This window comes from Streptomyces sp. NPDC057099 (assembly GCF_042671245.1).
GTDB lineage: Bacteria > Actinomycetota > Actinomycetes > Streptomycetales > Streptomycetaceae > Streptomyces > Streptomyces purpurascens.
In genome coordinates this window covers 1-26043 of record NZ_JBHUTX010000029.1, presented here as the reverse complement: position 1 = coordinate 26043, position 26043 = coordinate 1, and the positions used below count along the sequence as shown (strand labels likewise).

Here is a 26043-nt window from a genome sequence, read left to right as displayed (position 1 = left end):
GCACCCCCTCCGGCCCGCCTCATTGTCAGGCCGCCAGAACGGTACTGCCGGACAATGATCCAGCCGCTGAACTCGGCCGCATGGAATCCCCACCCCTCGTCCCCGCCGTCCCGACGCATCCCTCGCGGTCGGGCTGGCTGGACGCGTTGCGCGGCATCGCGGCGCTCGTCGTGGTGTTCGACCACTCGTCGTACACCTTTGTCCCGGAACTCCGGCGGGAGCTGATGCCGGAGTTCAACACCAGTCGCTACGGCATCATGGTGTTCTTCCTGGTGAGCGGCTACATCATCCCCGCCTCGCTGGAGCGCCGGGGCTGCGTCCGGACGTTCTGGATCGGGCGGATCTTCCGCGTGTATCCGCTGTGGGCAGCCGTCGTCGCCGTGCTTCTCACCCTCGGCCTCATAGGCGTCGCGGAGGTGCGTGACTTCGGGGGGCAGGGCGTCGTCACCGTGGCGGTCGCCCACGCCACGATGCTCCAGGAGTTACTGGGGACACCCAATCTCCTGCTCGTCCTGTGGACGCTCTCGTACGAGATGTCCTTCTACCTGCTCGTCGTCGCCCTGTTCACCGTCCGTCTGCACCAGCGGTCAGCGACGGTCTCGGTCGTCCTGGCCGCGCTCGCCGCCGTGAGTGTGGCGGCAGGGGTCGTACTGCCGGTCTCCGCCCTGTCCGGCGTCGTCGGCACTGGCCCGCTGGTCGCGTTCGCCTCGATGGCCATGGTGGTCGCCATCGGCTGCGCGAGTTCCGGCTCACCCGCACCGCGGGTGTTCGGGGGTGTGCTGGGCGGGGTCCTGGCGTTCGTCCTGGTCCTGTTCAACGGCACGGTCCCGCTGTGGGAGGGCCTGGTGATTCTCGCCGTGATGTTCCTCGGCACCGCCGTCTACCGTGCCGAGCACGGTCAGAGCACCTGGCGCGACGTGGCCGGAACTGCTCTCTTGGTGGTCGCCTGTGCCGTGGGAAGTGCCTACCGGTACGGCGACGGTGACCACTTCACGCGGCGCGGCTGGATCGTCGCGTTCCTGCTGGCCGTGGTCACCTTCGGCGCAGGGCTGTGGTCCCGCCGCCGACGCGCACCCCGGATACTGACCGTCTTGGGAACGATCAGCTACTCGGTCTATCTGGTGCATCCGGTGCTGCTGGCGGTGATCGACGGCACGATGGGCCGACGGCGGCAGGACAGTCTCGCGCTGGAAGTCGCGTTCTTCGGCGTGCTGCTTCCCCTGTGCCTGCTGACCCACCGTTGTGTCGAAGTGCCCGGCCGGGCCTGGGGCCGCCGGCTCACCCACCGCCTCCGGCCACGCGACGAGCGTCAGCGGCACCCCGCCTCGCACGCCGGAACCTGAGCCGTGCTGCCCGGATCGATCGCCGCCGCGACTCCTGCCTCGGATGTGGCGGGCTTGCGGATCAGGAGCAGGGCCGCGTCGTCGTGCAGCCGTCCGCCGACGTGGGCCAGCAGTTCGTCGTGGAGTGCGCCGAGGGTGCGGGCCGGCTCGTGGGAGACATGGCGCTCCAGACCTTCGGCGAGCGGGTAGAAGGTCCGGCCGTGGTCGCGGGCCTCGGTGACACCGTCGGTGTAGAGCAGCAGCTGGTCGCCGTCGGCGAACGGCAGCTCCTGGAGGCCGGGCGCGTGGCCGGCCAGGGCGCGCAGTCCGAGGGGCGGGGACGGCAGGTCGGGCTCGACCGGTGTGACGCTCCCCGAGGCGCTCACCAGCAGCGGAGGCGTGTGCCCGCAGTTCACCACTTCCAGATGCCCGCCCGGCGGATATCCGGCGACCACGGCGGTGACGAAGTCGTCGTGGCCGAGGTTGCGTGTCAGGCTGCGCTCGATCCTCTCGACCACGGCGAGCAGGTCGGGCTCGTCATGGGCGGCCTCGCGGAAGACGCCCAGCACCAGCGCGGCCGTCCCCACGGCGGGCAGGCCCTTGCCGCGTACGTCGCCGACGATCAGCCGCACCCCGTGCCGGGTGGGTATCAGTGCGTAGAGGTCGCCGCCGATGCGGGCCTCGGCGGCCGCGGCGCTGTAGCGGACGGCCACCTGGAAGGGACCGACGATCGCCGGTACGGGCCTGAGCAGCGCGTGCTGGGCGGTCTCCGCGACCGAGCGGACTGCCGCGAGCACCCGTTCGCGGCGCCCGCGCAGGACACTGGCCCAGCCGCTCGCGAGCGTGACGGCCATCAGAGCCGACAGCACGGCGGCCAGTTCACGGCTCGGAACGCCGTCCCGGACCCCGAGCAGCGCGCCGAGCACCGCGGCGAGGAGCCCCACACAGACGACACCTCGCGGTCCGTTGGTGGTGGCCGCGAGCGCGGGGCCGGCGGCGAGCAGGGGCAGCCAGATCATCCCCGCGCCGTCGGCGAGGTCGGCGAGCAGGACGGCTGTGACGACCAGGACGGGCAGGACGGGCATACCGGCGGCCAGCTGCGCCAGGGCGCGTCTGCGGGCCGAATCCCCGGCACCGGCCACTCGGCTTCTGGACGGCCCGGCAGGCCTGTGGTCGGCACCGAGGTCACGCGCATGGCTCATGTTGGTATCCGGGTCCCTCACCTGTGCGCGGGGCGCGAATCCGAGAAGCACACCCCTGAAATGTCTGTTTCATCCAGATAAAGGGGTGACCTGGGGCACCGGCAAGGAGCGGATTTTCAGATAGTGAGCGAAAGGCTCCGCGTCACCCGGCTCGCGGTCGGGAGCAGCCGCTCCCGGACCTTCTGCAGCCGGGAGAAGCGGTTCACCGGCAGGGAGACACCGAGGGACCCGAGCGTGTCCCCGCTGTAGACCGGGACGGCGACGCAGACCGTGCCGAGGGCGTACTCCTCGAGGTCCGTGACGGCCGGGGCCATGGGCTCGGTGTCCAGCCGTCGGAGCAGTTCCGGGAGGCTGGTGATCGTCCGCGGGGTGAGGTCGGCGAGCTGGTGACGGGAGAGGTAGTCCTTGCGGGCCTCCTCGTCCAGTTCACGGAGCACGGTCTTGCCCAGTGCGGTCGCGTGCCCCGCGTCCTCGAAGCCCACCCAGAGATCGACGCGGGGCGTCCCGGGGCCGTCGACGATCTCGGCGACCCGGATCTCGCCCTCCTCGTAGAAGGTGAGGTAGGCGGCTGACGCCAGCTCGTCCCGGAGTGCGCCGAGCGTGGGGCGGACCCGGCTGAGCAGCGCCTGCGCCCGGCCGGTGGTCCGCAGCGTCTGCAGCTTGTCGCCGAGGACGAACCCGCCGTCGTCCAGCTTCCGCACATATCCGTCGTGGACGAGGGTCCGCAGCAGGTGATAGGCGGTGGCCAGGGGCAGGCCCGTCTCCCGTGCCAGCTGCTTCGCCGGCGCGCCGTTCTCGTGCGCGCTGACCGCCTCCAGCAGACGCATGGCCCGCTGGACGGACGTGATCAGCGTAGGGCCGGCTTGCTCAGCCATAGGACCAGCGTGCGTCAGCCGTACGGCGGGGGCAAGGCGGTCGGCCGTCCGCCCCGGCTCATCCTCGGGCCCGGAGCAGTCGTTGCGTTTGTGACGACTTCTTCACAGCCGGAAGGGTTGGCTGGAAACCGCCTGCTCGCTATCGTTCACGGACTTCACTCAATCGTTCAGTGAACGAATAGCGACAGGGAAGGTCGGTTCATGTCCGGCATGCACCACCCGGGGCGCCGCTCGGTGCTCGCCGCGGGCACCGCCTGTGCGGCCTCGCTCGGCGCGTCCTGGCTGCTGTCCGGCTGTTCGGGCGCCACCGCCGCACCCGTCCTGCCGGCCGCCGCCCAGCGCGGCGCGCCCGACCGCGGCGGAACCCTGCGGATCGCGCGTCCGCCCGCCTCCGACGCCGAGACCCTCGACCCGGCCGGCTCCCTGTCCGCCTACGAGTACCTGGGCGCCCTCTACAACCGGCTGGTCCGCATCGGCGCCGACGGCGAGGTAGCTCCCGATCTCGCCGAGTCGTGGGAGCCGGACAGCACGGCACGCACCTGGACCTTCCGGCTCCGCAAGGGCGTCACCTTCCACGACGGCCGGGCCTTCACCTCCGCCGACGCCGCCTACACGCTGCGGCACATCCTGGACAAGGCGACGGCGTCCCCGCAGGCCGGCGTCCTCGCCCCGCTCGTCGACCCGGAGCGGCTGCGCACACCCGACGCGCACACCCTCGTGGTGCCGCTGAAGTCGCCGAACGCCGAGTTCCCGAGCCTGCTCACGCACTACAACTGCTACGTCGTCCCCGAGGGCAGCGGGAAGTCCATCGGCCGCACCGGCATAGGCACCGGCCCGTTCCGGCTGGAGTCCTTCGCACCGGCGGGCCCCGGCCGCGTCACCGCGTACCGGGACCACTGGGCGGGCCGCCCCGTGCTCGACGCGATCGCCTTCTACTCGGTCGCGGACATGTCCGCCCGCTCGAACGCCCTGCTTGCCGGGCAGGTCGACCTGCTGTCCCAGACCAACCTGGACTTCGCCACCGCCCGCGTCGTGGCCGCCTCCGACCGCGCGACCATCGCCCGGGTGAAGAACGGCCAGTGGTACGTGCTGCCGATGCTCACCACCGACAAGCCCTTCACCGATGTCCGCGTCCGCCGGGCCATGAAGCTCGCCTACGACCCCGAGCACATCGTGAAGGCCGCCCTGCAGGGCGCGGGCAGGCCCGGCTGGGACAACCCCGTGCCCCCGGACGACCCGGCGCACATCTCCGCGCACCCCGAGCACGATCCCGAGCAGGCGCGGTTCCTGCTGAAGCAGGCGGGCCACGAGAACCTGGCCGTCGACCTGTACACCTCGGCGTACGACCCCCTTTTCACGCCGATGGCGCTCGCCTACCAGGAGTCGGCGAAGCGGGCAGGCGTCCGGATCCGCGTCAAGACGGCGTCGGCGGACTCGTACTACACACAGATCTGGATGAAGCAGCCGCTGATGGCCACCTACTGGTACACCGGCCGGCCCGTCGACCAGCTCTTCAACCAGGTCTTCCGCGGCGGCTCCTCGTACAACGAGACCGCCTGGTCCGACCGGGGCTTCGACGCCCTGCTCGACCGGGCGCGTGCCGAGACCGACGACGCGAGGCGCCGTGACCTCTACGGCGAGGCGCAGACCTGGGTGATCGACAAGGGCGGTGCGATGACCCCGATGTTCGCCGACCGGCTCGTGGGCATCTCGCGCAAGGTGCGCGGTTACGCCGAGCACGGCTTCGAGTTCGACTACCTCGGCATCGGCTTGAAGGGGGCCTGACCATGCTCTCCTTCGTCGCCCGCCGGATCGCGGCCGCGCTCGGCACGCTGCTGCTCTCCTCGCTGCTGGTCTTCCTCGCCGTCCAGGCCCTGCCCGGGGACGTCGCCACCCAGGTCCTCGGCAAGGACGCGACCCCGCAGGCGGTGGCCGAACTGCGCGGCAGCCTCGGCCTGGACCGGCCCGCCTTCGAACGCTACGGCGACTGGATGTGGGGCGCCCTGCACGGCGACTTCGGCACGTCCCTCGTCTCCGGGACGGGGGTCGGTGGTGAAGTCACCCAGTATCTGGGCAACTCCATGCTCATCGCCGCCCTCACGATCCTGTTCGCGGTGACCGGCTCGCTGCTGCTGGGGATCCTCGCCGGGCTCTACCGCGACCGCTGGCCCGACCACCTCATCTCGACGGTCAGTCTCGTCGGCATGAGCGTCCCCGAGTTCGTCGTGGCCACCGTCCTCGTGCTGTGCTTCTCGGTCGCGCTGCCCTGGTTCCCCGCGGTCGTCCTCTACGGCCCCGACGCCACCGTGGGCCAGCTCCTGCCCGCCGTCTGGCTCCCGGCGCTCGCCCTCGCGGTGGTGATGGCCGCCTACATCGTCCGCATGGCCCGCACCTCGGTGATCGACGTGATGGCGAGCGAGTACGTCACCACCGCCCGCCTCAAGGGCCTGTCCACCTGGCGGGTCGTCACCCGGCACGCCCTGCCCAGCGCCCTGCTGCCCGTGCTGCACGTGATCGCGCTCAACGTGGCCTGGCTGCTGGGCGGCGTCGCCGTCGTCGAGAACGTCTTCAACTACCCGGGCATCGGCAAGCTGATGCTCTCCTCGGTGCAGAACCGGGACCTGCCCGTCATCCAGGCCATCGCCCTGATCAGCGCCGTCGTCTACGTCGTGTGCAATCTCGCCGCCGACCTCGGCGCCATGGCCCTCAACCCCAGGCTCCGCACCCGAGGGAGGACCCGATGACCACGCTCGACACCGTCCGGGCCGACGCCCCGGCCTCGCGCGCCGCCCGAGTCTGGCGCACCCTGCGCTCCTCGCGGGCGGCCGTCGTGGGGCTCGCGATCGTCGCCGTCCATGTCGTGATCGCGCTGCTGGCCCCCCTGCTCACTTCCTACGACCCGATCGCGGGCGACGCCTCGCAGGCCCTGCTCGGTCCGGGCGGGGAGCACTGGGCGGGCACCGACCAGTACGGCCGCGACGTCCTCGCGCGTGTCCTGTACGGCGGCCGGTACGCGCTCGGGGTGTCCGTCGCCGCCACCGTCGTGAGCGTGGCCCTCGGCACGGTCATCGGCTGCGCGACCGCCCTGCGCGGCGGCTGGTTCGACGACCTGATCGGGCGGGTGCTGGACGCCGTGCTGGCCATTCCGGCGGTGCTGGCGCTGCTCGTGGTCGTGACCGCGCTCGGCACCGGACCGGCCGTCATCGTCCTCGCCGTCGCCGTCGTGTTCGTCCCGCAGGTGGTGCGGGTGGTGCGCGGCGCCGCCCTGGCGGTGGTGCCCGCCGACTATGTGACCGCCGCCCGGGCTCGCGGGGAGGGCACCTGGCCGATCCTGCGGCGGGAGGTCCTGCCGAACATCGTCGACGTGGTGTGCGTCGAGTTCGCGATGCGCGCCTCCTGGGTCGTGCTGCTGATCTCCTCGCTGTCGTTCCTGGGCTTCGGCGCCGACCCGCCGACGCCGGACTGGGGCCTGATGGTCGCCGAGAACCGCACCGCCATCACCGTCGTGCCGATGGCGAGCGTCGCGCCGATCATCGCCCTGGCCACGCTCGTGATCGGACTCAATCTCGCGGCCGACGGCCTCTCCAAGGCCTGGGGTGTCGACCGGATCAGGGAGGGCCTGTGATGACCCCGCTCGTCTCCGTCGACTCCCTGTCCGTGGCGTACCGCTCCGGCGGCCGTCGGATACCCGTGGTGCACGAGGTGTCGGTCGAGGCCGCCGCGGGCCGGACGCTCGCGCTGGTCGGCGAGTCCGGCAGCGGCAAGTCGACCCTCGCCGCGGCCCTGCTCGGGCATCTGCGGCACGGCTCCCAGGTCACCGGCGGGTCGGTGACGGTGGACGGCCGGGACGTCTTCGCCCTGTCCGCGCCCGAGCTGCGGCGGCTGCGCGGCCGGACGGTCGCCATGGTCGCCCAGAACGCGGGCCAGGCGCTGACCCCCTCGATGCGCGTCGGCCGGCAGATAGCGGAGGCGGGCGGCGACATCCCCGTCACCGACCTGCTGGACCAGGTCCGGCTGCCGCGCCCCGCCGAGCTGGCCCGCCGCTATCCGCACGAGCTGTCCGGCGGCCAGCAGCAGCGCGTCGCCCTCGCCATGGCCATCGCCGCCCGCCCCAAGGTGCTGGTCCTCGACGAGCCGACGACCGGCCTGGACGTCGTCACCCAGCGGGGCGTGCTGGACCTGATCGCCGCCCTGCGCGACGAACTGGGCCTGGCGGCCGTGCTGGTGAGCCATGACCTGGGCGTCGTCGCGCACCTGGCCGACGAGGTGTGTGTGCTGAAGTCGGGCCGCGTCGTGGAGTCGGCGCCCACCCGGCAGCTGTTCGCGACACCTCGGGAGCCGTACACGAAGCGGCTGCTGGCGAGCGTGCCCCGTCTGGACGACGCCGGTCTGGCTCTCGTACGGGAGTCGGGCGAGCGCGAGATCCGCCCGAGGGCCGTCGTGCCCGAGGACGCGCCGGTCGCCGTCTCGGCCCGTGACGTCACCGTCGACTACGGCAGCTCCCGTGCCGTGGACGGGGTCTCCTTCGAGGTCCGGCGCGGCGAGGTCCTGGCCCTGGTCGGCGAGTCGGGCAGCGGCAAGTCCACGCTGGCCTGGACGCTCGCGGGGCTGCGCACCCCGTCCGGCGGCACCATGACCCACGAGTCGGGCGATCTGGCCCGGCTCGCTCAGCGGCGGCCGATGTCCCTGCGGCGGCGGGTGCAGCTGGTCTTCCAGAACGCGGACACCTCGCTCAACCCCCGGCGCTCGGTGGGCGACGCCGTCCGGCGTCCGCTGCGGTTCTTCGGCACGGCCGGCGGCCGGGCGGAGTCGGCCGAGCGCGCCCGGCGGCTCATCGCCGACGTACGCCTGGACCCGGCCTTCGCCGACCGGCTGCCCGCCCAGCTGTCCGGCGGCCAGCGGCAGCGCATCGGCATCGCACGGGCGCTGGCGGGCGAGCCGGACGTCCTGATCGCCGACGAGATCACCACCGCGCTGGACGTCTCCGTCCAGGCCGATGTGCTGCACCTGGTCGACGACCTGCGCCGGGAACGCGACCTGGCCTGTCTGTTCATCAGCCATGACCTGGCCGTGGTCCGGGGCATCGCGGACCGTGTCGTCGTCCTGCGGGGCGGTGTCGTGGTCGAGGAGGGCCCGACGGAAGCCGTCTTCTCGGATCCCCGGCACCCCTACACACGACAGCTGATGGCGGCCGCCCTCGAACCCGACCCCGACGCCCGGCCGCCGGTGGAGACGGCCCCCGACTGGAACGACGCGGCCCAGGAGGGCGAGGTGTGGACCGACCACGGCGACGGCCACCGCTCGCGCCGCTGGCGGCCCGCCGACACCCCCGAGGACAACCCGACCTCTCCCGTCGCAGAAGGAGTTTCGTGAAGTACCGCGACCGGTTCGAACGCCAGGTCGTCCGCGAGGACGTGTGGATCCCCACCCGGGACGGCAGGACCCGCCTGCACGCCCGGATCTGGCGCCCGGCCGACGCCGAGTCCGCCCCCGTCCCCGCGCTGCTGGAATACCTGCCGTACCGCAAGAGCGACTGGACCGCCCCGCGCGACGCCCAGCGCCACCCCTGGTACGCCGGGCACGGCTACGCCTCCGTCCGGGTCGACGTCCGAGGCCACGGGGACAGCGAGGGCACGCCCGGCGACGAGTACGACGCCCAGGAACTCGCGGACGGCGTGGACGTCGTCAACTGGCTCGCCGCGCAGCCCTGGTGCACCGGCAAGGTCGGCATGTTCGGCATCTCCTGGGGCGGCTTCAACTCCCTCCAGATCGCCGCCCTCGCCCCCGAGCCGCTCAAGGCGGTCGTGACGGTCTGCTCCACCGACGACCGCTACGACAACGACGTGCACTACACGGGCGGTGCCGTCCTCGGCATCGACATGCTCGCGTGGGCCGGCACCATGCTGGCCTTCACCGCACGCCCGCCGGACCCCGCGAACGTGGGCGCGGACCGCTGGCTGCCGCTGTGGCGCGAGCGCCTGGACGCGCTGGAACCCTTCCTGCACACCTGGCTGGAGCACCAGCAGCGCGACGACTACTGGCGGCACGGCAGCGTCTGCGAGGACTACACGGCGATCGACGCGGCCGTGCTCGCGGTCGGCGGCTGGAACGACCCGTACCGGGACACCGTGCTGCGGCTCGTGGAGCACCTCCCCGGCGATCAGGTGCGGGGCATCGTCGGCCCCTGGTCGCATCAGTACCCCGACCGGGGACTGCCGCCCGGCCCGGCGATCGGGTTCCTCCAGGAGACCCTGCGCTGGTGGGACCAGCACCTCAAGGGCGTCGACACGGGCGTCATGGCGGAACCGCTGCTGCGCGCCTGGCTGAACGACCCCGTACCGCCCTCCCCGTCGCACGAGGAGATGCCCGGCCGCTGGGTGAGCGACGCCGAGTGGCCGAGCCCCGACGTCACCTGGGACACCCGGCCGCTCGGCGAGAGCCGGGACCCGGTCCTCGTGCGCTCTCCGCTGCACACCGGCCTGGACGCCGGCCGCTTCTTCCCGTTCGGCAACGCCGCCGACCTGCCGCCCGACCAGCGCGAGGAGGACGGGCGGTCCGTCTGCTTCGACTCCGCGCCCCTGGACCGGCGCGTGGAGATCCTCGGCCGGCCGCGTGTCCGGCTCCGCCTCGACAGCGACACACCGCGGGCCCATGTCATCGCCCGCGTGTGCGACGTCGCTCCCGACGGCTCGTCAACCCTCGTCACCCGGGGCGTGCTCAACCTGCTCAGCAGGAAGGGCCGCGAGCACGCCGTCGAGTGGACTCCGGGGACGTTCGAGGACGTCGAGTTCGAGCTCAACGGCATCGGTTACGCCTTCCCGCCCGGCCACCGTGTCCGTGTCGCCGTCTCCGACGCGTACTGGCCCTGGGTGTGGCCGCACGGCGAACGCGGGGCGCTGCACGTCGTCCCGGCCGACAGCGCGGTCCTGCTGCCCGTGCGCGAGGCCGCCGACGAGGTCACCGTCCGCTTCGAGGAACCGGAGCAGGCGGTACCGATGGCGGTCACCTACGACTCTCCCCCGGACCCCCGCCCCGAGCGGCTGGTCACACACGACATCGCCAAGGGCGAGTGGACCCTGGACGTCGACCCCGGATACGGGGGGTCCCGGACGTACCCGGACGGGCTGCGCTACGAGGAGAGCGCCCGCGAGACGTACACCATCCGCACCGACGACTCGCTGTCGGCGCGGGCCGTCTCCGAGTGGCGTATCCGGCTGCGGCGCGGGGACGACTGGGACGCTGAGATCATGGCCCGGACGGAGCTGCGCGCCACGGCCGCGGAGTTCATCATGGACAGCCGTATCGAGGCGCGGGGGAACGGAGAGACAGTGGCCGAGCGCGCATGGCACCGCACCACCCCGAGGACGTCGGGATGACGGCCGCCGAGCAGCCCCGGCAGGGCGGGAAGAGCCCGCGCCGTGCCGTCGCCGCCCGGGACCGGACCCGGCAGCCCACCGAGGTGCGGCGGCGTCTCATCGTCGACGCGGCCGTGCCGCTGATCGCGGAGCGCGGCTACAAGTCGGTCGGCGTGCGCGACGTGGCAGCGGCGGCGGGGGTGTCCGTCGGCACGGTCACGTACCACTTCGACAGTGTGCAGGAGGTCCTCTCCGAGGCCATGGTGCTGCACATCGAGCAGTACTACGCGGCGCTCAGCGAGGCCGCCGAGCACGCGACGAGCGGGGCCGAGGCGCTCAGGCTGCTCGTCGACGCGCTGTTCACCGAGGACACCGACCGGCACTGGCGGATGTGGTTCGACTTCTGGCACGCGGGCGAGCAGAGCACGGACGAGACCTTCGCCCGGGGGCAGGCCGACCGGTACGCGGCCTGGCACCGGCAGATCCGCGCCCTGGCCGAACGGGGCGTCGCAGACGGCGAGTTCACCGGCGACGACCTCGACGGCTTCACGGCCCGCTTCGCCGCCCTCGCCGACGGCCTCGCCCTGCAACGCCTGCGCCAGGCACCGCCCCTGACCACGCAGCAGGCACGGCACCACCTCAACCGGTTGATCGAACGGGAGCTCGTTCCCCGGCCCGGTACGTCACCTCGTCGAAGTCGGCAGGGTGCCCGCCCCCGCTGAGGTCCCAGGCCCACAGGCCGACGAACGCGCCGGTGAAGCCGAGAGCGCGGATCTGGCCGTCTTCGATGTGCTCGGCGTGCTCGTCGGACAGGACCGTGGCGTCCAGGACGGCACCGAAGGGCTCCCAGCCCCGGCCGGTGTCGTACCGGAAGCGTAGGTCGGCCCCGTCGAAGTCGAGGCCGAGCCGCAGTCGTGCGGCGGAGCCGAGCTGCGCCTGGCCGGTTTCATCGACACGGAGCACACCCCGGTCGCAGCTCGCGACGCGCAGGACCGGCCGGCTCGCGTCATCCACGGTGACGTACAGGTAGTGCCAGTTCCGGGTGTTGTAGTACGCGGTGATCCCGGCCAGGTGCTGGAACGCCTCCGGCCGGTACTCCATCGTCGCCTCGAAAGAGCAGCGCGCCGATGTGACGCGGCGGGCCACCAGGCTGGGTTCGACCAGGCTCTGCGGTGACCGGCCGCCCCGGAGTCGGAGGTGGGACGGGCGTTCGGTGAGCGAGACCCAGTCTGGAGTCGGAGGTCGGCGCAGGGTCGACCACTGGGGGCCCAGGGCAGGGCCGTCGAATCCGTCGGTGCCGTCTTCCTGACCCTCGTCCGCCCTGGAGATGCCGACCGGCACTTCCAGCGCGGGCAGGCCGCTCTCGACGCGGGGCCAGCCGTCGGCGGTCCAGGTCACGGGTGCCAGTGCCGTCTCCCGGCCCAGGACGCACGGTCCGCGCCGCCCGAGGGGCCGGGCCACGAGATAGGCCAGGTACCAGTCACCGTCGCCGGTCTCCACCAGGCTGCCGTGCCCGGCCTTCTGCAGCGGCAGGTCGGGGTGGTCCCGGGCGGTGAGGAGCGGGCCGTCGGGGTCGCGTGTGTAGGGGCCCGCCAGGGTGCGTGAGCGGGAGACGGTGACCTGGTGGTCGTAGCCCGTGCCGCCGTCCGCGGTGAGCAGGTAGTACCAGTCGCCCCGGCGGTAGAGGTTCGGGCCCTCGATCCAGCCGGACTGCGGCGGCAGCTCGATCCGCTCGGGGTCGCCGACGAGGCGGCGTGCGGCCCGGTCGTAGCGCCGGGCCTCCAGGCCCGCCGAGCCGCCGTGGCCGGGGCGCCAGTCGTGGACCAGGTTCAGCAGCCGGCTGTCCGTGCCGTCGTGGAAGAGGGAGGCGTCGAAGCCCCGGGCGTGCATCCGTACCGGATCCGACCAGGGGCCCTCGATGGAGGGAGCGGTGATCAGATAGTTGGGGCAGTCGGTGAAGCCGCCGACATACGTGGAGACGTTGCTGTACACGAGGTGGAACAGGCCTTCGGTGTGGGTGAGGCTGGGCGCCCAGACGCCGCCGGAGTCCGGGCAGCCGGTCAGGTCGAGCAGGCGGGTGTCGTCGAGGGCGCCGCCGAGGGGGCGCCAGTGCACCAGGTCCGTGGAGTGGTGCAGGCGCACGCCCGGGTACCACTCGAACGTCGAGGTGGCCAGGTAGAAGTCCGGCCCCACCCGCAGGATCGACGGGTCCGGGTGGGAACCGGGGAGCACGGGGTTGCGGATGACGCCTGCCGGCCGGTTTCGCATGTGATGTCCCCTCGTGACGCCCGCTCCGGCGTGCGCCGGGTGATCACCGCAGGACCGTAATGTCGAATACGTTCGCGAGCAACGCCGGCCTGAAAGGTTTTCCGGGGCTCCGACCACGCCGTTTATCCACTCTCCGGACGCACCCCCTCACCCGGCCCACCAACTCCGTTATCACGCACCTCTCTTGACACCTCATCAGCTCGCTCTTACGTTGCGAAAACCTTTTAGGTCGTTTCCGTGCTCTGCAGGTCCGGACAGGGAGCTCCGATGAGAAGACCGCAGATCCTCCTGGCCGCACTGGTACTCGCCGTCTGTTGCGTGGTCCCCGCCACCCCGGCCGCGGCGGCGCAGACCATAGGGTTCCCCAGCTTCAGCGGCCCCGCGATCCCGGCCCCGCCCGTCGCCCACACGTCGGGCGACATGATGCGGGCGATCTACGACGCGGAGAGTTCGGGGACCGACTTCTGGATGGACCGGCTGCTCGCCCGCTCGGGCAACGATCCGGCCGGTCCCTGGCTGATGAGCCGGGGACGCGCACTGTTCATGAAGGAGCACGACCCGGCCCGGTTCGGTTTCGGCGGCAAGGTCGCCTACTGGGAGAACATCAACGGCGACAACGCCTACACCGTCGCGGTCACCCCGGGGACCTTCACCGAACAGGTCGCGCAGCGCCGGCAGACGCCCAGCCACTGGAAGAGCGTGCACACCAGCGGCTCGGTCACGGTCGACCAGACGAAGTTCATCACGGACAACAACGTGGCCGTGACGAACCTGTCGATCAAGAACAGCGGCTCGTCCTCCACCACGCTCCAGTTGCGGGCTACCTCGCCCTACGCCACCTCGGGCAGTGGCAGCGAGCTGACCGGGCAGGTCAACGCCTACAACAACCTCACGACGCTGCGCCCCCGGCTGACCGGTGACGGGTTCGCGGTCTCCAGCGGCGGCCTCAACCGGTCCGTGACGGTCGCGGCGGGTGCCACGGTGACCGCGAAGGTCGTGATGGGTTTCGTCACCGACGAGATCCCCGAGTCGCGGAGCGAGTACGACGCCTACGCGGGCTACTCGGCGGCCACCGCGTTCGCCACCCACGTCAAGGCCTACAACCGGTGGTGGGCGCAGAACGTGCCGTACATCGACGTGCCCGAGCCCGCGATCAAGAAGAACATCTACTACCGCTGGTGGCTGATGCGCTTCAACCACCTGGACGCCGACATCCCCGGGCAGACGTTCCAGTTCCCGACCTCCACCGAGGGCGTCCTCGGCTACAACAACGCCATCGCGCTCACCCAGCCGATGCACATCGACGACCTGAAGTACCTGCGCGACCCGTCGTACGCCTACGGGGACTGGCTGAGCGTCGGCCAGACCTCCAAGGGCGGCCGCTTCCTGGACAACCCGGGGGACCCGGAGAACTGGTCCAACAGCTACACCCAGTACATCGCCGAGGCGGCGTGGAAGAGCTACCAGATCCACGGCGGCCAGCCGGGCATCGCCGCGAGCCTCGCCCGCTACGCGGAGGGCGACGTCAAGGGCCAGCTCGCGCACTACGACCGCGACAACAACAAGCTCATCGAGTACGACTGGGGCGCTCTGACGGGCAACGACGCCGACGCGGTCTCCTTCCATTGGAAGCCCGGCAACATGGACCGCGCCGAGTCCGCCTACCAGTACAGCGGGGCGCTGGCCGCCGCGCAGGCCTACGAGGCGACCGGCAACACGGCCAAGGCGAGTGAGATGCGCACCCTCGCCAACCAGATCAAGGACGCCATCGTCAACGTGCTCTGGAACCCCAACCGGCAGCTGTTCGAGCACCGGCTGAAGTCGACCAACGAGTGGGTGCCCTGGAAGGAGATCAACAACTACTACCCGTTCTCGGTCGGCGCCGTCCCCGACACGGCGACGTACAAGCAGGCCCTGCGGCTGTTCGACGACCCGGCGCAGTACCCGATCTTCCCCTTCTACACGGCCAACCAGGTCGACAAGAAGGCGGCGGCCGAGGCCGGGGAGCCGGGCTCCAACAACTTCTCCACCATCAACTCCACCGTCCAGTTCCGGCTGTATTCCTCGGTGCTGCGCAACTACTCCAACTCCTGGATGAACGCCACCGACTACAAGAAGCTCCTCTACTGGAACACCTGGGCGCAGTACGTCGGCGGCAACACCCAGTGGCCGGACGCGAACGAGTTCTGGGCCGACTGGAACGGCAGCTCCGTCAACTACCGCTCGTGGATCCACCACAACATCCTGGGCAGCAGCAACTGGACGGTGATCGAGGACGTGGCGGGGCTGCGGCCGCGCAGCGACGCGAAGGTGGAGCTGTCCCCCATCGACATCGGCTGGTCCCACTTCACGGTCAACAACCTGCGCTACCGGGGCGCCGACCTGTCCGTCGTCTGGGACGACCCGGCCGACGGCGTGGTGCGCTACCCCGGCATCCCGGAGGGCTACTCGATCTACGTCAACGGCACCCGGGCCGCCACCGTCAGCTCTTTGGTGCCCTTCACCTGGGACCCGGCCAGCGGCGAGGTCACCACGAAGGGCACGGTCACCCACCGCACGGCCGTCTCCGGGCTGAAGGCCCCCAACCAGGTCGTGCAGGACAGTCCGCGCATGGTCGACATGCTCGCCAAGGCCGGTGTCGACCTGACCGGCGACCCGGCCGACCTCGCCTCCGGGGCGACCGCGTCCGCCTCCCACACCGGGTCGGGCAGCGCCGTCTCGGGCGCGGTCGACGGGCTTCCCACCAATGAGCCGTTCTGGGGCGCGGGCGGCTCCTCGAACAGCCAGGACTGGTACGAGCTCAACTTCGGCACCACCCGGACGCTCAACGAGGTGCGCCTGTACTTCAAGGACAGCCGCCCCGCCAGTACGACGTACCGGGCGCCGTCCTCGTACACGATCCAGTACCACAACGGCACGACCTGGGTGAACGCCGACGGCCAGACCAAGAGCCCGGCCGCGCCCCGCGCCAACTACAACCTGGTGCGGTTCCCGGCGATCAGCGCCCAGCGCGTCAGGGTCCTGGCGACGAACGCCTCCGGCGCGAAGACGGGCCTCACCGAGATCAAGGTCCACAACCGGGGCGGCGCCCAGCCACCCGCCAACCTGGCGACGTCCGCGACGGCGTCCGCCTCGTACACCTCCTCCTGGGAGAACGTCACCGCGATCAACGACGGGGTCGATCCGCCCTCGTCCAACGACACCGTCAACACCCGCTGGGGCACCTGGCCCGAGACCGGGCAGCAGTGGGCCGAGCTGACCTGGCCGTCGGCGAAGACGGTGAACAAGGCCGAGGTGTACTTCTTCGACGACGACCAGGGCATCGACATGCCCGCCTCGTGGAAGCTCCAGTACTGGAACGGCAGCGCCTATGTCGACGTGCCCGGCGCGAGCGGCTACCCGGTGGCGAAGAACCAGTACAACGCGGTCACCTTCACCGCGACGAACACCACACGGCTGCGTGTGCAGCTCACCAGCAACGGCAGCAACTCCGTCGGCCTCCTCGAAGCGAAGGTGTACGGCCCGTGACCCGTTTCAGATGTCTGTCCGCGCTCCTCGGCGTCCTCACCATGGTGGTCGCCTTCCTTGCGGCGCCGCAGCCCGCTGCCGCCGCCGTCGCGTTCACGTCGACGGGGGTGAATCAGAACGGCGGCAACTGCCTGGATCTGCCGGGTGGTTCGTCGACGAACGGGACGCAGTTGCGTGCCTTCTCGTGCGGTTCGGGCGCCAACCAGAGTTTCCGTTTCGCTCCGGTCTCCGGCTCGGGTGACACGTACACGATCACCACGCAGTCCGGGCAGTGCGTCGACGTCTCCGGCGCGTCCACCGCGGACAACGCCACGGTCATCCAGTGGCCCTGCCACGGTGCCACCAACCAGCAGTGGCGGCTGGTGCCGGTGAGCGGCGCCGACAAGGCCTTCAACGTGGTCTCCACGGCCTCGGGCAAGTGCGTGACGCCGAGCGGGGGTTCGTCGGCGTCGAACACCGGCCTGGTGCAGCTGCCGTGCTCCGCCGCGAACGGCAGGGTGTGGCGCCTGGCCGGCTTCACCGGCGACGGCACGAGCCCGGGCACCTTCACCAACCCGATCGCCCAGCGCGGCCCCGACCCCTGGCTGACCTACCACGACGGTTACTACTACCTCGCCACCACGACGTGGAACTCGACGGTCACCATGCGCAAGTCCCGCACCCTGGGAGGCCTCGCCACGGCCGCCGAACAGGTGATCTTCAATCTGACCAGGCCCAACGGCGCCGGCACCATGTGGGCCCCGGAGTTCCATCTGCTCGACGGCCCGAACGGCAAGCGGTGGTACTTCTACTACACGGCGGGGCGGGAGCCGTTCGACCTGGGCACCCAGCGGATCCATGTCCTGGAGAGCGCCGGCCAGGACCCGATGGGCCCCTACACCTTCAAGGCCGATCTGCTCGACCCGTCGCAGGACAACACCTGGGAGCTGGACCCGGGCATCCTGCAGCTGAACGGCAAGCTGTATCTGCTCGGCACCTTCTACAACGGCTCGCAGCCGATGTTCATCCGGCCACTGTCCAACCCGTGGACCGCGAGCGGCACCCGCCGGATCCTCTCCACCCCCACGTACGGCTGGGAGACGGTGGGCGGCGCGGTCAACGAGGGCGCCGAGGTACTGCAGCGGAACGGGAAGACGTTCATCGTCTACTCGGCCAGCCACTGCTCCACACCCGACTACAAGCTGGGCATGCTCACCTACAACGGCGGCGACCCGCTCAGCTCCTCCTCCTGGACCAAGTCACCGAACCCGGTGTTCCAGCGGTCCAACGCCAACGGGGTGTACGGCCCCGGCCACAACGGCTTCTTCAAGTCGCCGGACGGCACGGAGGACTGGATGGTGTACCACGCCAACAGCTCCGCGGGCGGCGGCTGCGACATGAACCGCTCCACCAGAGCACAGAAGTTCACCTGGAACGCCGACGGGACGCCGAACTTCGGCACCCCGGTGGGCCTGGGCGTCCCGCTGACCGCACCGTCGGGAGAGTAGCCCGGAAGCGGACGAGGGCCGCGAAACGCCGCGGTGGTCCTTCTCGGCCCTCGTCCGAACGGCGAGCATGCCATGTCATGGACATCTTGCTTGTCGCCAGCGCGTTCAACAGCCTGTCCCAGCGTGTGTACGCGGAACTGTCGGACGAGGGGCACCGGGTGGACGTCGTCCTCGCCTCGCACGGCGCCGACGCGGTCCGGGCCGCCGTACAGGAGGTGCGCCCGGACCTGATCGTCGCCCCGATGCTGAAGACGGCCCTGCCGGAGGACGTGTGGCAGCAGCACACCTGCCTGATCGTGCACCCGGGACCACCCGGCGACCGGGGTCCCTCCTCCCTGGACTGGGCGATCGCCCAGGAGGCGCCCGAGTGGGGCGTGACGGTGCTTCAGGCCGAGGCGGCGATGGACGCGGGCGACGTGTGGGCTGACGGGTCCTTCCCCGTGCCGCCCGCGGGCAAGAGCAACGTCTACCGCAACGAGGTCGCCGACGCCGCGACCGCCGCGGTCCTCCAGGCCGTGCGGCGCTACGCCGACGGCTCGTACAAACCGCGCCCGCAGAGCGAGCCCGGGATCGACGTGGTGTGGCGGGACTTCTTCCGCCAGGAGCAGCGGCGGATCGACTGGGAGCGGGACACCACCCGGACGGTGCTGCGCAAGCTCCGCGGGGCCGACTCGCAGCCCGGCGTCCGGGACGAGATCTGCGGCCGGGAGGTGTTCCTGCACGGCGGGCATCCCGAGGACCGGCTGCGGGGTGAGCCCGGGGAGCTGCTCGCGACCCGGTCCGGCGCGGTCTGCCGGGCCACTCGGGACGGCGCGGTGTGGATCCCGGAGCTGCGCCCCCGCAAGAGCTCCGGCGACCCTGCGCCGTTCCGCCGCCCGGCGGCCTCGGTCCTGGCCGGTTTCCCGGCCCCGCCCGGATCCCACGGCATGCCGATCTCGAGCGACCGCCCGCACTGGCTGCCCGAGATCGCCGCGCCGCTCGAACTGCCCCCGGACCGCGGCACCTGGACCGACATCCGCTACCGGCAGCACGGTGAGGTCGGCTTCGTGAGCTTCTCGTTCCCCGGCGGGGCGATGAGCACCACCCACTGCCGCAGGCTGCTGGCCGCCTACCGGTACGCGCTCAGCCGCCCCACCTCGGTGCTGGTGCTCGGCGGCGCCCGTGACTTCTTCTCCAACGGCATCCACCTCAACGTCATCGAGGCGTCGAGCGACCCGGCGGGCGAGTCCTGGTCCAACCTGAACGCCATGAACGACCTGGTCGAGGCCGTGCTGCGCACCACCGACCGGCTGGTGGTCTCGGCGCTCGGCGGCAACGCGGCGGCCGGCGGCGTCATGCTCGCCCTGGCCGCGGACGAGGTCTGGTGCCGCACGGGCAGCGTCCTCAACCCGCACTACCGCACCATGGGCCTGTACGGCTCGGAGTACTGGACGTACTCGCTGCCGCGCCGCGTGGGAGCCGAGACGGCCGAGCGGCTGACCAGCGAGGCGCTGCCGGTCAGCGCCGCGACGGCGGCACGGATCGGGCTGGTGGATCGTCTGGTGCCCGGCCGGCCGGACGAGTTCACGCCCGAGGTCGAGCGACTGGCTGCCGTGCTCGCCGACGACCCGGATCTCGCAGGCCGGATCACCGCGAAGACCACGGCTCGTCACGCGGACGAGCTGCAGCGCCCGCTGGCCGAGTACCGGCGGACCGAACTCGCCCGCATGCGCACGATCTTCTTCGACCGTCAGGCCCCGTACCACGCGCTGCGGTCCGCCTTCGTCCGCAAGCTCCCGACCGGCTCCCCGAGGCCCCTGGGAGGCGCGCGATGAGTGCGCGGCTGCTCGTCGCCGGTGTCGGCAACATCTTCCTCGCGGACGACGCCTTCGGCCCCGAGGTGATCCGCGCCCTGGAGCGGAACCCGCTGCCGCCCGAGGTGCGGGTGCGGGACTTCGGCATCCGCGGGATGGATCTGGCGTACGCACTGCTCGACGGCTACGACACGGCCGTCCTGGTCGACGCGGCGGTGCGGGGACACGCGCCGGGCACCCTGTCGCTGGTCGAGCCGGACCTGCCCGACGCTGCCTCGGGGGGCGCCCCGCCCGAGGCGCACGGCATGGACCCGGCGAAGGTCCTCGCCCTGGCCGCCCACCTGGGCGACGAGCCGCTGCCGCGTGTCCTCGTCCTGGCCTGCGAGCCCGAGCTGCGGGCACCCGCCGACGAGGACATCGCTCCGGGCATCAGCGCGACGGTGCGCGAGGCGGTCGGGCGGGCTGTCGCGGCGCTGCACACCATGGTCCCGGAGCTGCTCGCGGACCCGGGTGCCACGCCCGCGTTGAGCCGCCCGGACGAATCCGGCGCCCTGTCGTCGGCCGGGCTGCCGGGCACGGTGAGCGGTGGCGCGGAGGATCGGTAGCGGACTGATTTCCCTACCGATGTCCTTACCGACCGCGAGGAGCGGCTCCATGTGCGATTCCGTGGACGAGGTCACCCAGGCCGTCCTGGCGAAGAACGACTCCCTGGCCGCGGGGCTGCGCGAGGAGCTGGCCCGGCGTGGCGTGAGCGTGGTCAACCTGTTGTCCAGCCCGGGCAGCGGCAAGACGGAACTGCTCGGGCGGGTGCTGGCCAGGGCGGTGCGGCGGGGCCTTCCGGTGGCCGCGCTCACCGCCGACCTGGCCACCGAGAACGACGCCCACCGGCTGGCCCGCTCGGGAGCCCCGGTGAAGCAGCTGCTGACCGACGGGCTGTGCCATCTGGAGGCGCGGCAGCTGCGCGGCCATGTGGAGAGCTGGCTGCCCGAGGGCACCTCGCTGCTGTTCGTCGAGAACGTCGGCAACCTCGTCTGCCCGGCCTCCTACGACCTCGGCGAGAGCCTGCGGATCGTGCTCATGGCCGTGACGGAGGGCGAGGACAAGCCGCTGAAGTACCCCACGGCCTTCGGGTCCGCCCATCTGGTCGTACTCACCAAGGTCGATCTGGCCGGGCCCGCCGATTTCGACCAGGCCGCCTTCGCCGCCAACGTCCAGCGGGTCAACCCCGGTGTGGAGCTGCTGTTCTCCTGCGCCCGGACCGACGACGGTGTCGACACCCTCCTGGAGCGGGTACTCGCCGTACGGGACGGTGCCCCGGTCCACCGGCCTCCCCTGGCGCCCCGCCCGCACTCCCACTCCCACGAGGGCACCGAAGCCGGCCTCGTCTCGTGACGGCGCCCGCCGCTCAGGCGGTGCGCCGCCGCGTCACCGTGCGCGGCACGGTGCAGGGCGTGGGGTTCCGCCCCTTCGTGCACCGCCTGGCCACCGACCTCGCGCTCGCCGGGTTCGTGAGCAACACGGCGAGCGGTGTCCTCATCGAGGTGGAGGGACCGCCGGAGGGCGTCGCCGACTTCTGCGACCGGCTGGCCTTGGAGCCGCCGCCGTTGGCCACGGTCACCGGCGTCGGATTCGAGGACCTGCCCGTCAGCGGCGCCGACGACGCCTTCAGCATCCGTTCCACCGACCGCTCCCCCGGCCGCACCCTCCTCCCGCCCGACACGGCGACCTGCCCCGACTGCCTGCGGGACCTGGCCGATCCGGCCGACCGCCGCCACCGGCACCCGTTCGTCACCTGCACCCACTGCGGGCCCCGCTTCACGATCGCCACGGGCATGCCGTACGACCGGGCGGTCACGACCATGGCCGGCTTCCCGATGTGTGCCGACTGCGCCCGGGAGTACGGCGATCCCGGCGACCGGCGCTTCCACGCCCAGCCCGTGGCCTGCCCCGGCTGCGGCCCCCGGCTTCGTCTGGTGCCCGGCTCCGGCGGCAACGTCCGCCCGGCCCGGGACGCCGACGCCCTGGCCGGGGCGCGGGCGCTGCTGGCCGCCGGGCGGATCGTCGCCGTCAAGGGCCTCGGCGGCTACCACCTGGCGTGTGACGCCACCGACGCACGGGCCGTCGAGACGCTGCGCATCCGCAAGGCGCGCGGCGGCAAACCGTTCGCGGTGATGTGCGCGGACCTCGACGCCGTACGGCGGATCGCCGACCCCACCACGGCTGAACTGGCCGCCCTCACCAGCGCCCGGCGGCCCATCGTCCTGCTGCGGCGGCGAGCGGAGCGGGCGGGCCTCGCGCCGGGTGTCTGTCCCGGCAGCCCGCACCTCGGCGTCATGCTGCCCTACACGCCCGTGCACACCCTGCTGTTCGGTCTGCCCGGCGATCCGCCCGGCCCGCGCGTGCTGGTCATGACGAGCGGCAACCGCTCCGGCGAACCGATCGTCACGGACGACGACGAGGCGCTGACCCGGCTGGCCGGTCTGGCCGACGCCTGGCTCGCCCATGACCGGCCCATCTCCTCGCCCTGCGACGACTCGCTGCTGCGGGTACGCCCCGACGGCACCGAACAGGTGCTGCGCCGGTCCCGGGGGTATGTGCCCCGCCCGCTGCGGCTGCCGGTCCCGGTACGCCCGACGCTCGCCGTGGGCGGGGATCTGAAGAACGCCCTGTGCCTCGGCGAGGGCGACCACGCCTGGTTCGGCCCGCACATCGGGGACATGGGCGATCTGAGCACCCTGGAGGCGGCCCGGCGGGCCGAGGCGCACCTGCGGTCGCTGACCGGCATCACCCCCGAGCTCGTCGCCGCCGACCGGCATCCCGGATACCACTCCGCGCGGTGGGCACGGAGGCGAGCCCACCGGCTGGCGCCCGTCTTCGTCCAGCACCATCACGCGCACATCGCCTCGGCGATGGCCCAGCACGGCCTCGACGGCACCGCGCCCGTGATCGGCGTCGCCTTCGACGGCACCGGCTACGGCGACGACGGCACCGTCTGGGGCGGCGAGATCCTGCTCGCCGACTACTCCGGCTACCGGCGCTTCGCCCGTCTGGCGCCCGCCCCGCTGCCCGGCGGGGACGCGGGCGTGGCCAACCCGTGCCGCCTGGCCCTGGCCCGGCTGTGGGCGGCGGGCCTGGCGTGGGACGCGGACCTGCCGAGTGTGACCGCTTGCGCGGCCGATGAACTGGCCGTCGTACAGCGTCAGTTGACGCGCGGCGTGGCCTGTGTGGCGACCTCCAGCATGGGCCGGCTCTTCGACGCCGTCTCGTCCCTGGTGGGCGTGTGCCATCGCGCGGGGTACGAGGCCCAGGCAGCCCTGGAGCTGGAGGCCGCCGCCGCTGCGGCCTGGGGCGAGGGCGCCTCGGCCTACGACTTCGGCTTCGCCGCCGGTACGTACGACCCGGCGCCCGTGCTGCACGCGCTCGTCGCCGATCTGCGGCGCGGCACCCCGGCCCCCGTGCTCGCCGCCCGCTTCCACCGTGCGGTGGCGAGGGCCGTCGCGGAGATCTGCCGGCGTGCGCGTCAGGACACCGGCCTGGTCACCGTCGCTCTCAGCGGCGGGGTCTTCGCCAACGCGCTGCTGGAGGAGGAGTGCGCGCGGCTGCTGTCCGAAGACGGCTTCGCGGTGCTTCGCCACGGCGAAGTCCCGCCGAACGACGGCGGGTTGGCCCTCGGCCAGCTGATGGTCGCGGCGCATCTACGACAGGAGGAGTGACCCATGTGTTTGGCAGTGCCCGGAAAGGTCGTGTCCATCGACGACAGCGCGGATCCGCTCACCGGGCTGATCGACTTCGGCGGAGTGCAGAAGCAGGCGTGCCTGGAGTACGTGTCCGATGTGCGGGTGGGTGAGTACGTCATCGTCCATGTCGGTTTCGCGCTCCAGCGGCTGGACGAGGAGTCGGCTCTTGCCTCGCTGAAGCTCTTCGAGGAACTGGGGCTGCTGGAGGAGGAGTTCGGGGACGCCTGGGAGCAGGCGGCGAAGGAGGCGGGAACGGCGTGAAGTACATCGACGAGTTCAACGACCCCGATCTGGCCCGGCGGCTGCTGGACGAGATCCGAGCCACCGCCACCCGGCCGTGGGCCCTGATGGAGGTGTGCGGCGGGCAGACCCACTCGATCATCCGGCACGGCATCGACCAACTGCTGCCCGAACAGGTGGAGTTGATCCACGGCCCCGGCTGCCCCGTCTGTGTCACGCCCCTGGACGTCATCGACAAGGCGCTGGAGATCGCCTCGCGGCCCGGCGTGATCTTCTGCTCCTTCGGCGACATGCTCCGCGTGCCGGGCACCGACCGCGACCTGTTCCGGGTCAAGGGCGAGGGCGGCGACGTACGGGTCGTCTACTCGCCGCTCGACGCCCTGGAACTGGCCCGTCGCCACCCGGACCGGGAGGTGGTGTTCTTCGCGATCGGCTTCGAGACCACGGCCCCGGCCAACGCGATGGCCGTGCACCAGGCGCGACGACTCGGGCTGACCAACTTCAGCCTGCTGGTCTCCCATGTGCGGGTGCCCCCGGCCGTCGAGGCGATCATGACGGCGCCCGCCTGCCGGGTGCAGGGCTTTCTGGCCGCCGGGCACGTGTGCAGCGTGATGGGCATGGCGGAGTACCCGGAACTGGCCGAGCGGTTCCGTGTACCGATGGTGGTGACCGGCTTCGAGCCGCTGGACATCCTGGAGGGCATCCGCCTGGCGGTCCGGCAGCTGGAGCGCGGTGAGCACCGGGTGGAGAACGCTTACCCGCGTGCCGTGCGCGAGGAGGGCAATCCGGCCGCGGTGCGGATGATCGAGGAGGTGTTCGAGGTCACCGACCGGAACTGGCGCGGCATCGGGCCGATCCCGCTGAGCGGCTGGCGGCTGACCGACGCCTTCCGCGCGTACGACGCCGAGCACCGCTTCGACGTCACCGGCATCCGCACCGAGGAGCCCGCCGAGTGCCGCAGCGGCGAGGTGCTCCAGGGGCTGATCAAGCCGACCGAGTGCGAGGCGTTCGGCACCACCTGCACCCCGCGCACCCCGCTCGGCGCCACCATGGTCTCCAGCGAGGGCGCCTGCGCGGCCTACTACCTGTACCGCCGGATGAACGCCGCGACACCGCAGGCCGATCGGGCCGCGCGGGAGGAGATGAATCCCGTTGCCTGAACAACTCGCCGACACCGTCGACCCGGCGAACTGGACCTGCCCCGCTCCCCTGCGCGACCAGCCGGTGGTGGTGATGGGGCACGGCGGCGGAGGCGCGCTGTCGGCGGAGCTGATGGAGCAGGTCTTCGTCCCCGCCTACGGCAATGCCACCCTGGCCGCTCTGGCCGACTCCGCCGTCCTCGAACTGGGCGGCGCGCGGCTGGCGTTCTCCACCGACTCCTACGTGGTCAGGCCGCTGTTCTTCCCGGGCGGCAGCCTGGGTGACCTCGCGGTCAACGGCACGGTCAACGATCTCGCGATGAGCGGCGCCAGGCCGGCCTACCTCTCCGCCGCGTTCGTCCTGGAGGAGGGCGTGGAGCTGAGCGTCGTCGGGCGGATCGCGCGCGCCATGGGTGCGGCGGCGAAGGCGGCCGGGGTCACGATCGCCACGGGTGACACCAAGGTCGTCGAGTCCGGGCACGGCGACGGGGTGTATGTCACCACCGCCGGGGTGGGGCTCGTGCCCGACGGCGTGGACATCCGGCCTCAGCGTGCGCGGCCGGGTGACGTCGTGATCGTCAGCGGGCCGATCGGTCTGCACGGGGTGGCGATCATGAGTGTGCGGGAGGGGCTGGAGTTCGGGGTCGAGATCGCCAGCGACACCGCGCCGCTGGCGGATCTGGTGGCGGCGATGCTGGCCGTCACGCCGGACATCCATGTGCTGCGCGACCCCACCCGGGGTGGCCTCGCGGCGTCCCTCAACGAGATCGCCCGCGCTTCCGGGACCGGGGTCCGGCTTCAGGAGCGGGCCGTTCCGGTGCCGGACGCCGTGGCGAACGCCTGCGGCTTCCTCGGGCTCGATCCCCTGTACGTCGCCAACGAGGGCCGGCTGGTCGCCTTCGTGCCCCCGTCGGCGGCGGACGAGGTGCTCGCGGCGATGCGTGCCCATCCGCAGGGTGCCGGGGCCACGCTGATCGGCGAGTGCGTCGCCGAGCACCCCGGGATGGTGGTGGTCGCCACCGGTCTGGGCGGGACACGGGTGGTGGATCTGCCGTTGGGCGAGCAGTTGCCGCGCATCTGCTGACCGGGCATGCGAC

Annotated in this window: 19 protein-coding genes; 16 read left to right on the top strand and 3 right to left on the bottom strand. The window is 71.8% G+C overall.

The genetic code is table 11. The annotated features are described in order from the left end of the window. Nucleotides 1-80 precede the first annotated feature (80 nt). Nucleotides 81-1343 carry an acyltransferase family protein gene (locus ACFT4A_RS28440; RefSeq protein WP_382835283.1) on the top strand — a complete coding sequence of 421 codons (1263 nt, stop codon included), beginning with the start codon at nucleotides 81-83 and terminating at the stop codon, nucleotides 1341-1343. Here the strand turns inward: ACFT4A_RS28440 and ACFT4A_RS28435 are convergent. Further along, the gene (locus tag ACFT4A_RS28435; protein ID WP_382835280.1) at nucleotides 1310-2524 is read right to left on the bottom strand and encodes a PP2C family protein-serine/threonine phosphatase; all 1215 of its coding nucleotides are present in this window, start codon (nucleotides 2522-2524) and stop codon (nucleotides 1310-1312) included. The two genes, ACFT4A_RS28440 and ACFT4A_RS28435, sit on opposite strands and share 34 nt — an antisense overlap. A 116-nt stretch (nucleotides 2525-2640) precedes the next feature. Continuing rightward, nucleotides 2641-3399 carry an IclR family transcriptional regulator gene (locus ACFT4A_RS28430; protein WP_382835278.1) on the bottom strand — a complete coding sequence of 253 codons (759 nt, stop codon included), beginning with the start codon at nucleotides 3397-3399 and terminating at the stop codon, nucleotides 2641-2643. Nucleotides 3400-3600: 201 nt separating this feature from the next. Between ACFT4A_RS28430 and ACFT4A_RS28425 the strand changes: the two genes are divergently transcribed. From ACFT4A_RS28425 to ACFT4A_RS28400, 6 genes are read left to right on the top strand one after another with little or no spacing between them, the layout of a single operon-like run. Further along, nucleotides 3601-5184 carry an ABC transporter substrate-binding protein gene (locus ACFT4A_RS28425; RefSeq protein ID WP_382835276.1) on the top strand — a complete coding sequence of 528 codons (1584 nt, stop codon included), beginning with the start codon at nucleotides 3601-3603 and terminating at the stop codon, nucleotides 5182-5184. 2 nt (nucleotides 5185-5186) lie between these two features. Beyond that, on the top strand, nucleotides 5187-6143 hold the full coding sequence (locus ACFT4A_RS28420; protein ID WP_382835274.1) for an ABC transporter permease: 957 nt from the start codon (nucleotides 5187-5189) through the stop codon (nucleotides 6141-6143). Continuing rightward, on the top strand, nucleotides 6140-7024 hold the full coding sequence (locus ACFT4A_RS28415; RefSeq protein ID WP_382835272.1) for an ABC transporter permease: 885 nt from the start codon (nucleotides 6140-6142) through the stop codon (nucleotides 7022-7024). Before ACFT4A_RS28420 ends, ACFT4A_RS28415 begins: the two co-directional genes overlap by 4 nt. Next, nucleotides 7024-8772, top strand: a complete 1749-nt coding sequence (locus ACFT4A_RS28410) for a dipeptide ABC transporter ATP-binding protein (protein ID WP_382835270.1) — start codon at nucleotides 7024-7026, stop codon at nucleotides 8770-8772. Before ACFT4A_RS28415 ends, ACFT4A_RS28410 begins: the two co-directional genes overlap by 1 nt. Further along, nucleotides 8769-10775 (top strand): CocE/NonD family hydrolase, encoded by a 2007-nt coding sequence (locus ACFT4A_RS28405; protein ID WP_382835267.1) that lies wholly within the window; start codon nucleotides 8769-8771, stop codon nucleotides 10773-10775. Before ACFT4A_RS28410 ends, ACFT4A_RS28405 begins: the two co-directional genes overlap by 4 nt. After that, nucleotides 10742-11476 (top strand): TetR/AcrR family transcriptional regulator, encoded by a 735-nt coding sequence (locus ACFT4A_RS28400; protein WP_382835264.1) that lies wholly within the window; start codon nucleotides 10742-10744, stop codon nucleotides 11474-11476. The genes ACFT4A_RS28405 and ACFT4A_RS28400 overlap by 34 nt, the downstream gene beginning before the upstream one ends. Here ACFT4A_RS28400 and ACFT4A_RS28395 read toward each other — a convergent pair. Further along, a complete protein-coding gene (locus tag ACFT4A_RS28395; protein WP_382835261.1) occupies nucleotides 11394-13022 on the bottom strand; it encodes a family 43 glycosylhydrolase in 1629 nt (542 codons plus the stop codon). The genes ACFT4A_RS28400 and ACFT4A_RS28395 overlap by 83 nt on opposite strands. A 267-nt stretch (nucleotides 13023-13289) precedes the next feature. Here ACFT4A_RS28395 and ACFT4A_RS28390 point away from each other — a divergent pair, with 267 nt between their 5' ends. The 9 genes from ACFT4A_RS28390 to hypE all read left to right on the top strand — a co-directional run bounded on the left by ACFT4A_RS28390 (nucleotide 13290) and on the right by hypE (nucleotide 26030). Then, nucleotides 13290-16550: a hypothetical protein gene (locus tag ACFT4A_RS28390; protein WP_382835258.1), complete on the top strand. Its 3261-nt coding sequence runs from the start codon at nucleotides 13290-13292 to the stop codon at nucleotides 16548-16550. Next, the gene (locus ACFT4A_RS28385; RefSeq protein WP_382835255.1) at nucleotides 16547-18037 is read left to right on the top strand and encodes a family 43 glycosylhydrolase; all 1491 of its coding nucleotides are present in this window, start codon (nucleotides 16547-16549) and stop codon (nucleotides 18035-18037) included. Before ACFT4A_RS28390 ends, ACFT4A_RS28385 begins: the two co-directional genes overlap by 4 nt. Nucleotides 18038-18114: 77 nt before the next feature. Continuing rightward, nucleotides 18115-19851: a hydrogenase maturation protein gene (locus tag ACFT4A_RS28380; protein WP_382835252.1), complete on the top strand. Its 1737-nt coding sequence runs from the start codon at nucleotides 18115-18117 to the stop codon at nucleotides 19849-19851. Next, nucleotides 19848-20435 carry a hydrogenase maturation protease gene (locus ACFT4A_RS28375; protein WP_382835250.1) on the top strand — a complete coding sequence of 196 codons (588 nt, stop codon included), beginning with the start codon at nucleotides 19848-19850 and terminating at the stop codon, nucleotides 20433-20435. Before ACFT4A_RS28380 ends, ACFT4A_RS28375 begins: the two co-directional genes overlap by 4 nt. Before the next feature lie 49 nt (nucleotides 20436-20484). Then, nucleotides 20485-21222 (top strand): hydrogenase nickel incorporation protein HypB, encoded by a 738-nt coding sequence (gene hypB, locus ACFT4A_RS28370; RefSeq protein WP_382835246.1) that lies wholly within the window; start codon nucleotides 20485-20487, stop codon nucleotides 21220-21222. Further along, a complete protein-coding gene (gene hypF, locus ACFT4A_RS28365) occupies nucleotides 21219-23543 on the top strand; it encodes a carbamoyltransferase HypF (RefSeq protein WP_382835243.1) in 2325 nt (774 codons plus the stop codon). The genes hypB and hypF overlap by 4 nt, the downstream gene beginning before the upstream one ends. A 3-nt stretch (nucleotides 23544-23546) precedes the next feature. Continuing rightward, a complete protein-coding gene (locus ACFT4A_RS28360; protein ID WP_356949379.1) occupies nucleotides 23547-23828 on the top strand; it encodes a HypC/HybG/HupF family hydrogenase formation chaperone in 282 nt (93 codons plus the stop codon). After that, nucleotides 23825-24967: a hydrogenase formation protein HypD gene (gene hypD, locus ACFT4A_RS28355; RefSeq protein ID WP_382835239.1), complete on the top strand. Its 1143-nt coding sequence runs from the start codon at nucleotides 23825-23827 to the stop codon at nucleotides 24965-24967. The genes ACFT4A_RS28360 and hypD overlap by 4 nt, the downstream gene beginning before the upstream one ends. After that, nucleotides 24960-26030, top strand: a complete 1071-nt coding sequence (hypE, locus tag ACFT4A_RS28350) for a hydrogenase expression/formation protein HypE (RefSeq protein WP_382835236.1) — start codon at nucleotides 24960-24962, stop codon at nucleotides 26028-26030. The genes hypD and hypE overlap by 8 nt, the downstream gene beginning before the upstream one ends. The last annotated feature ends 13 nt before the right edge of the window (nucleotides 26031-26043 follow it).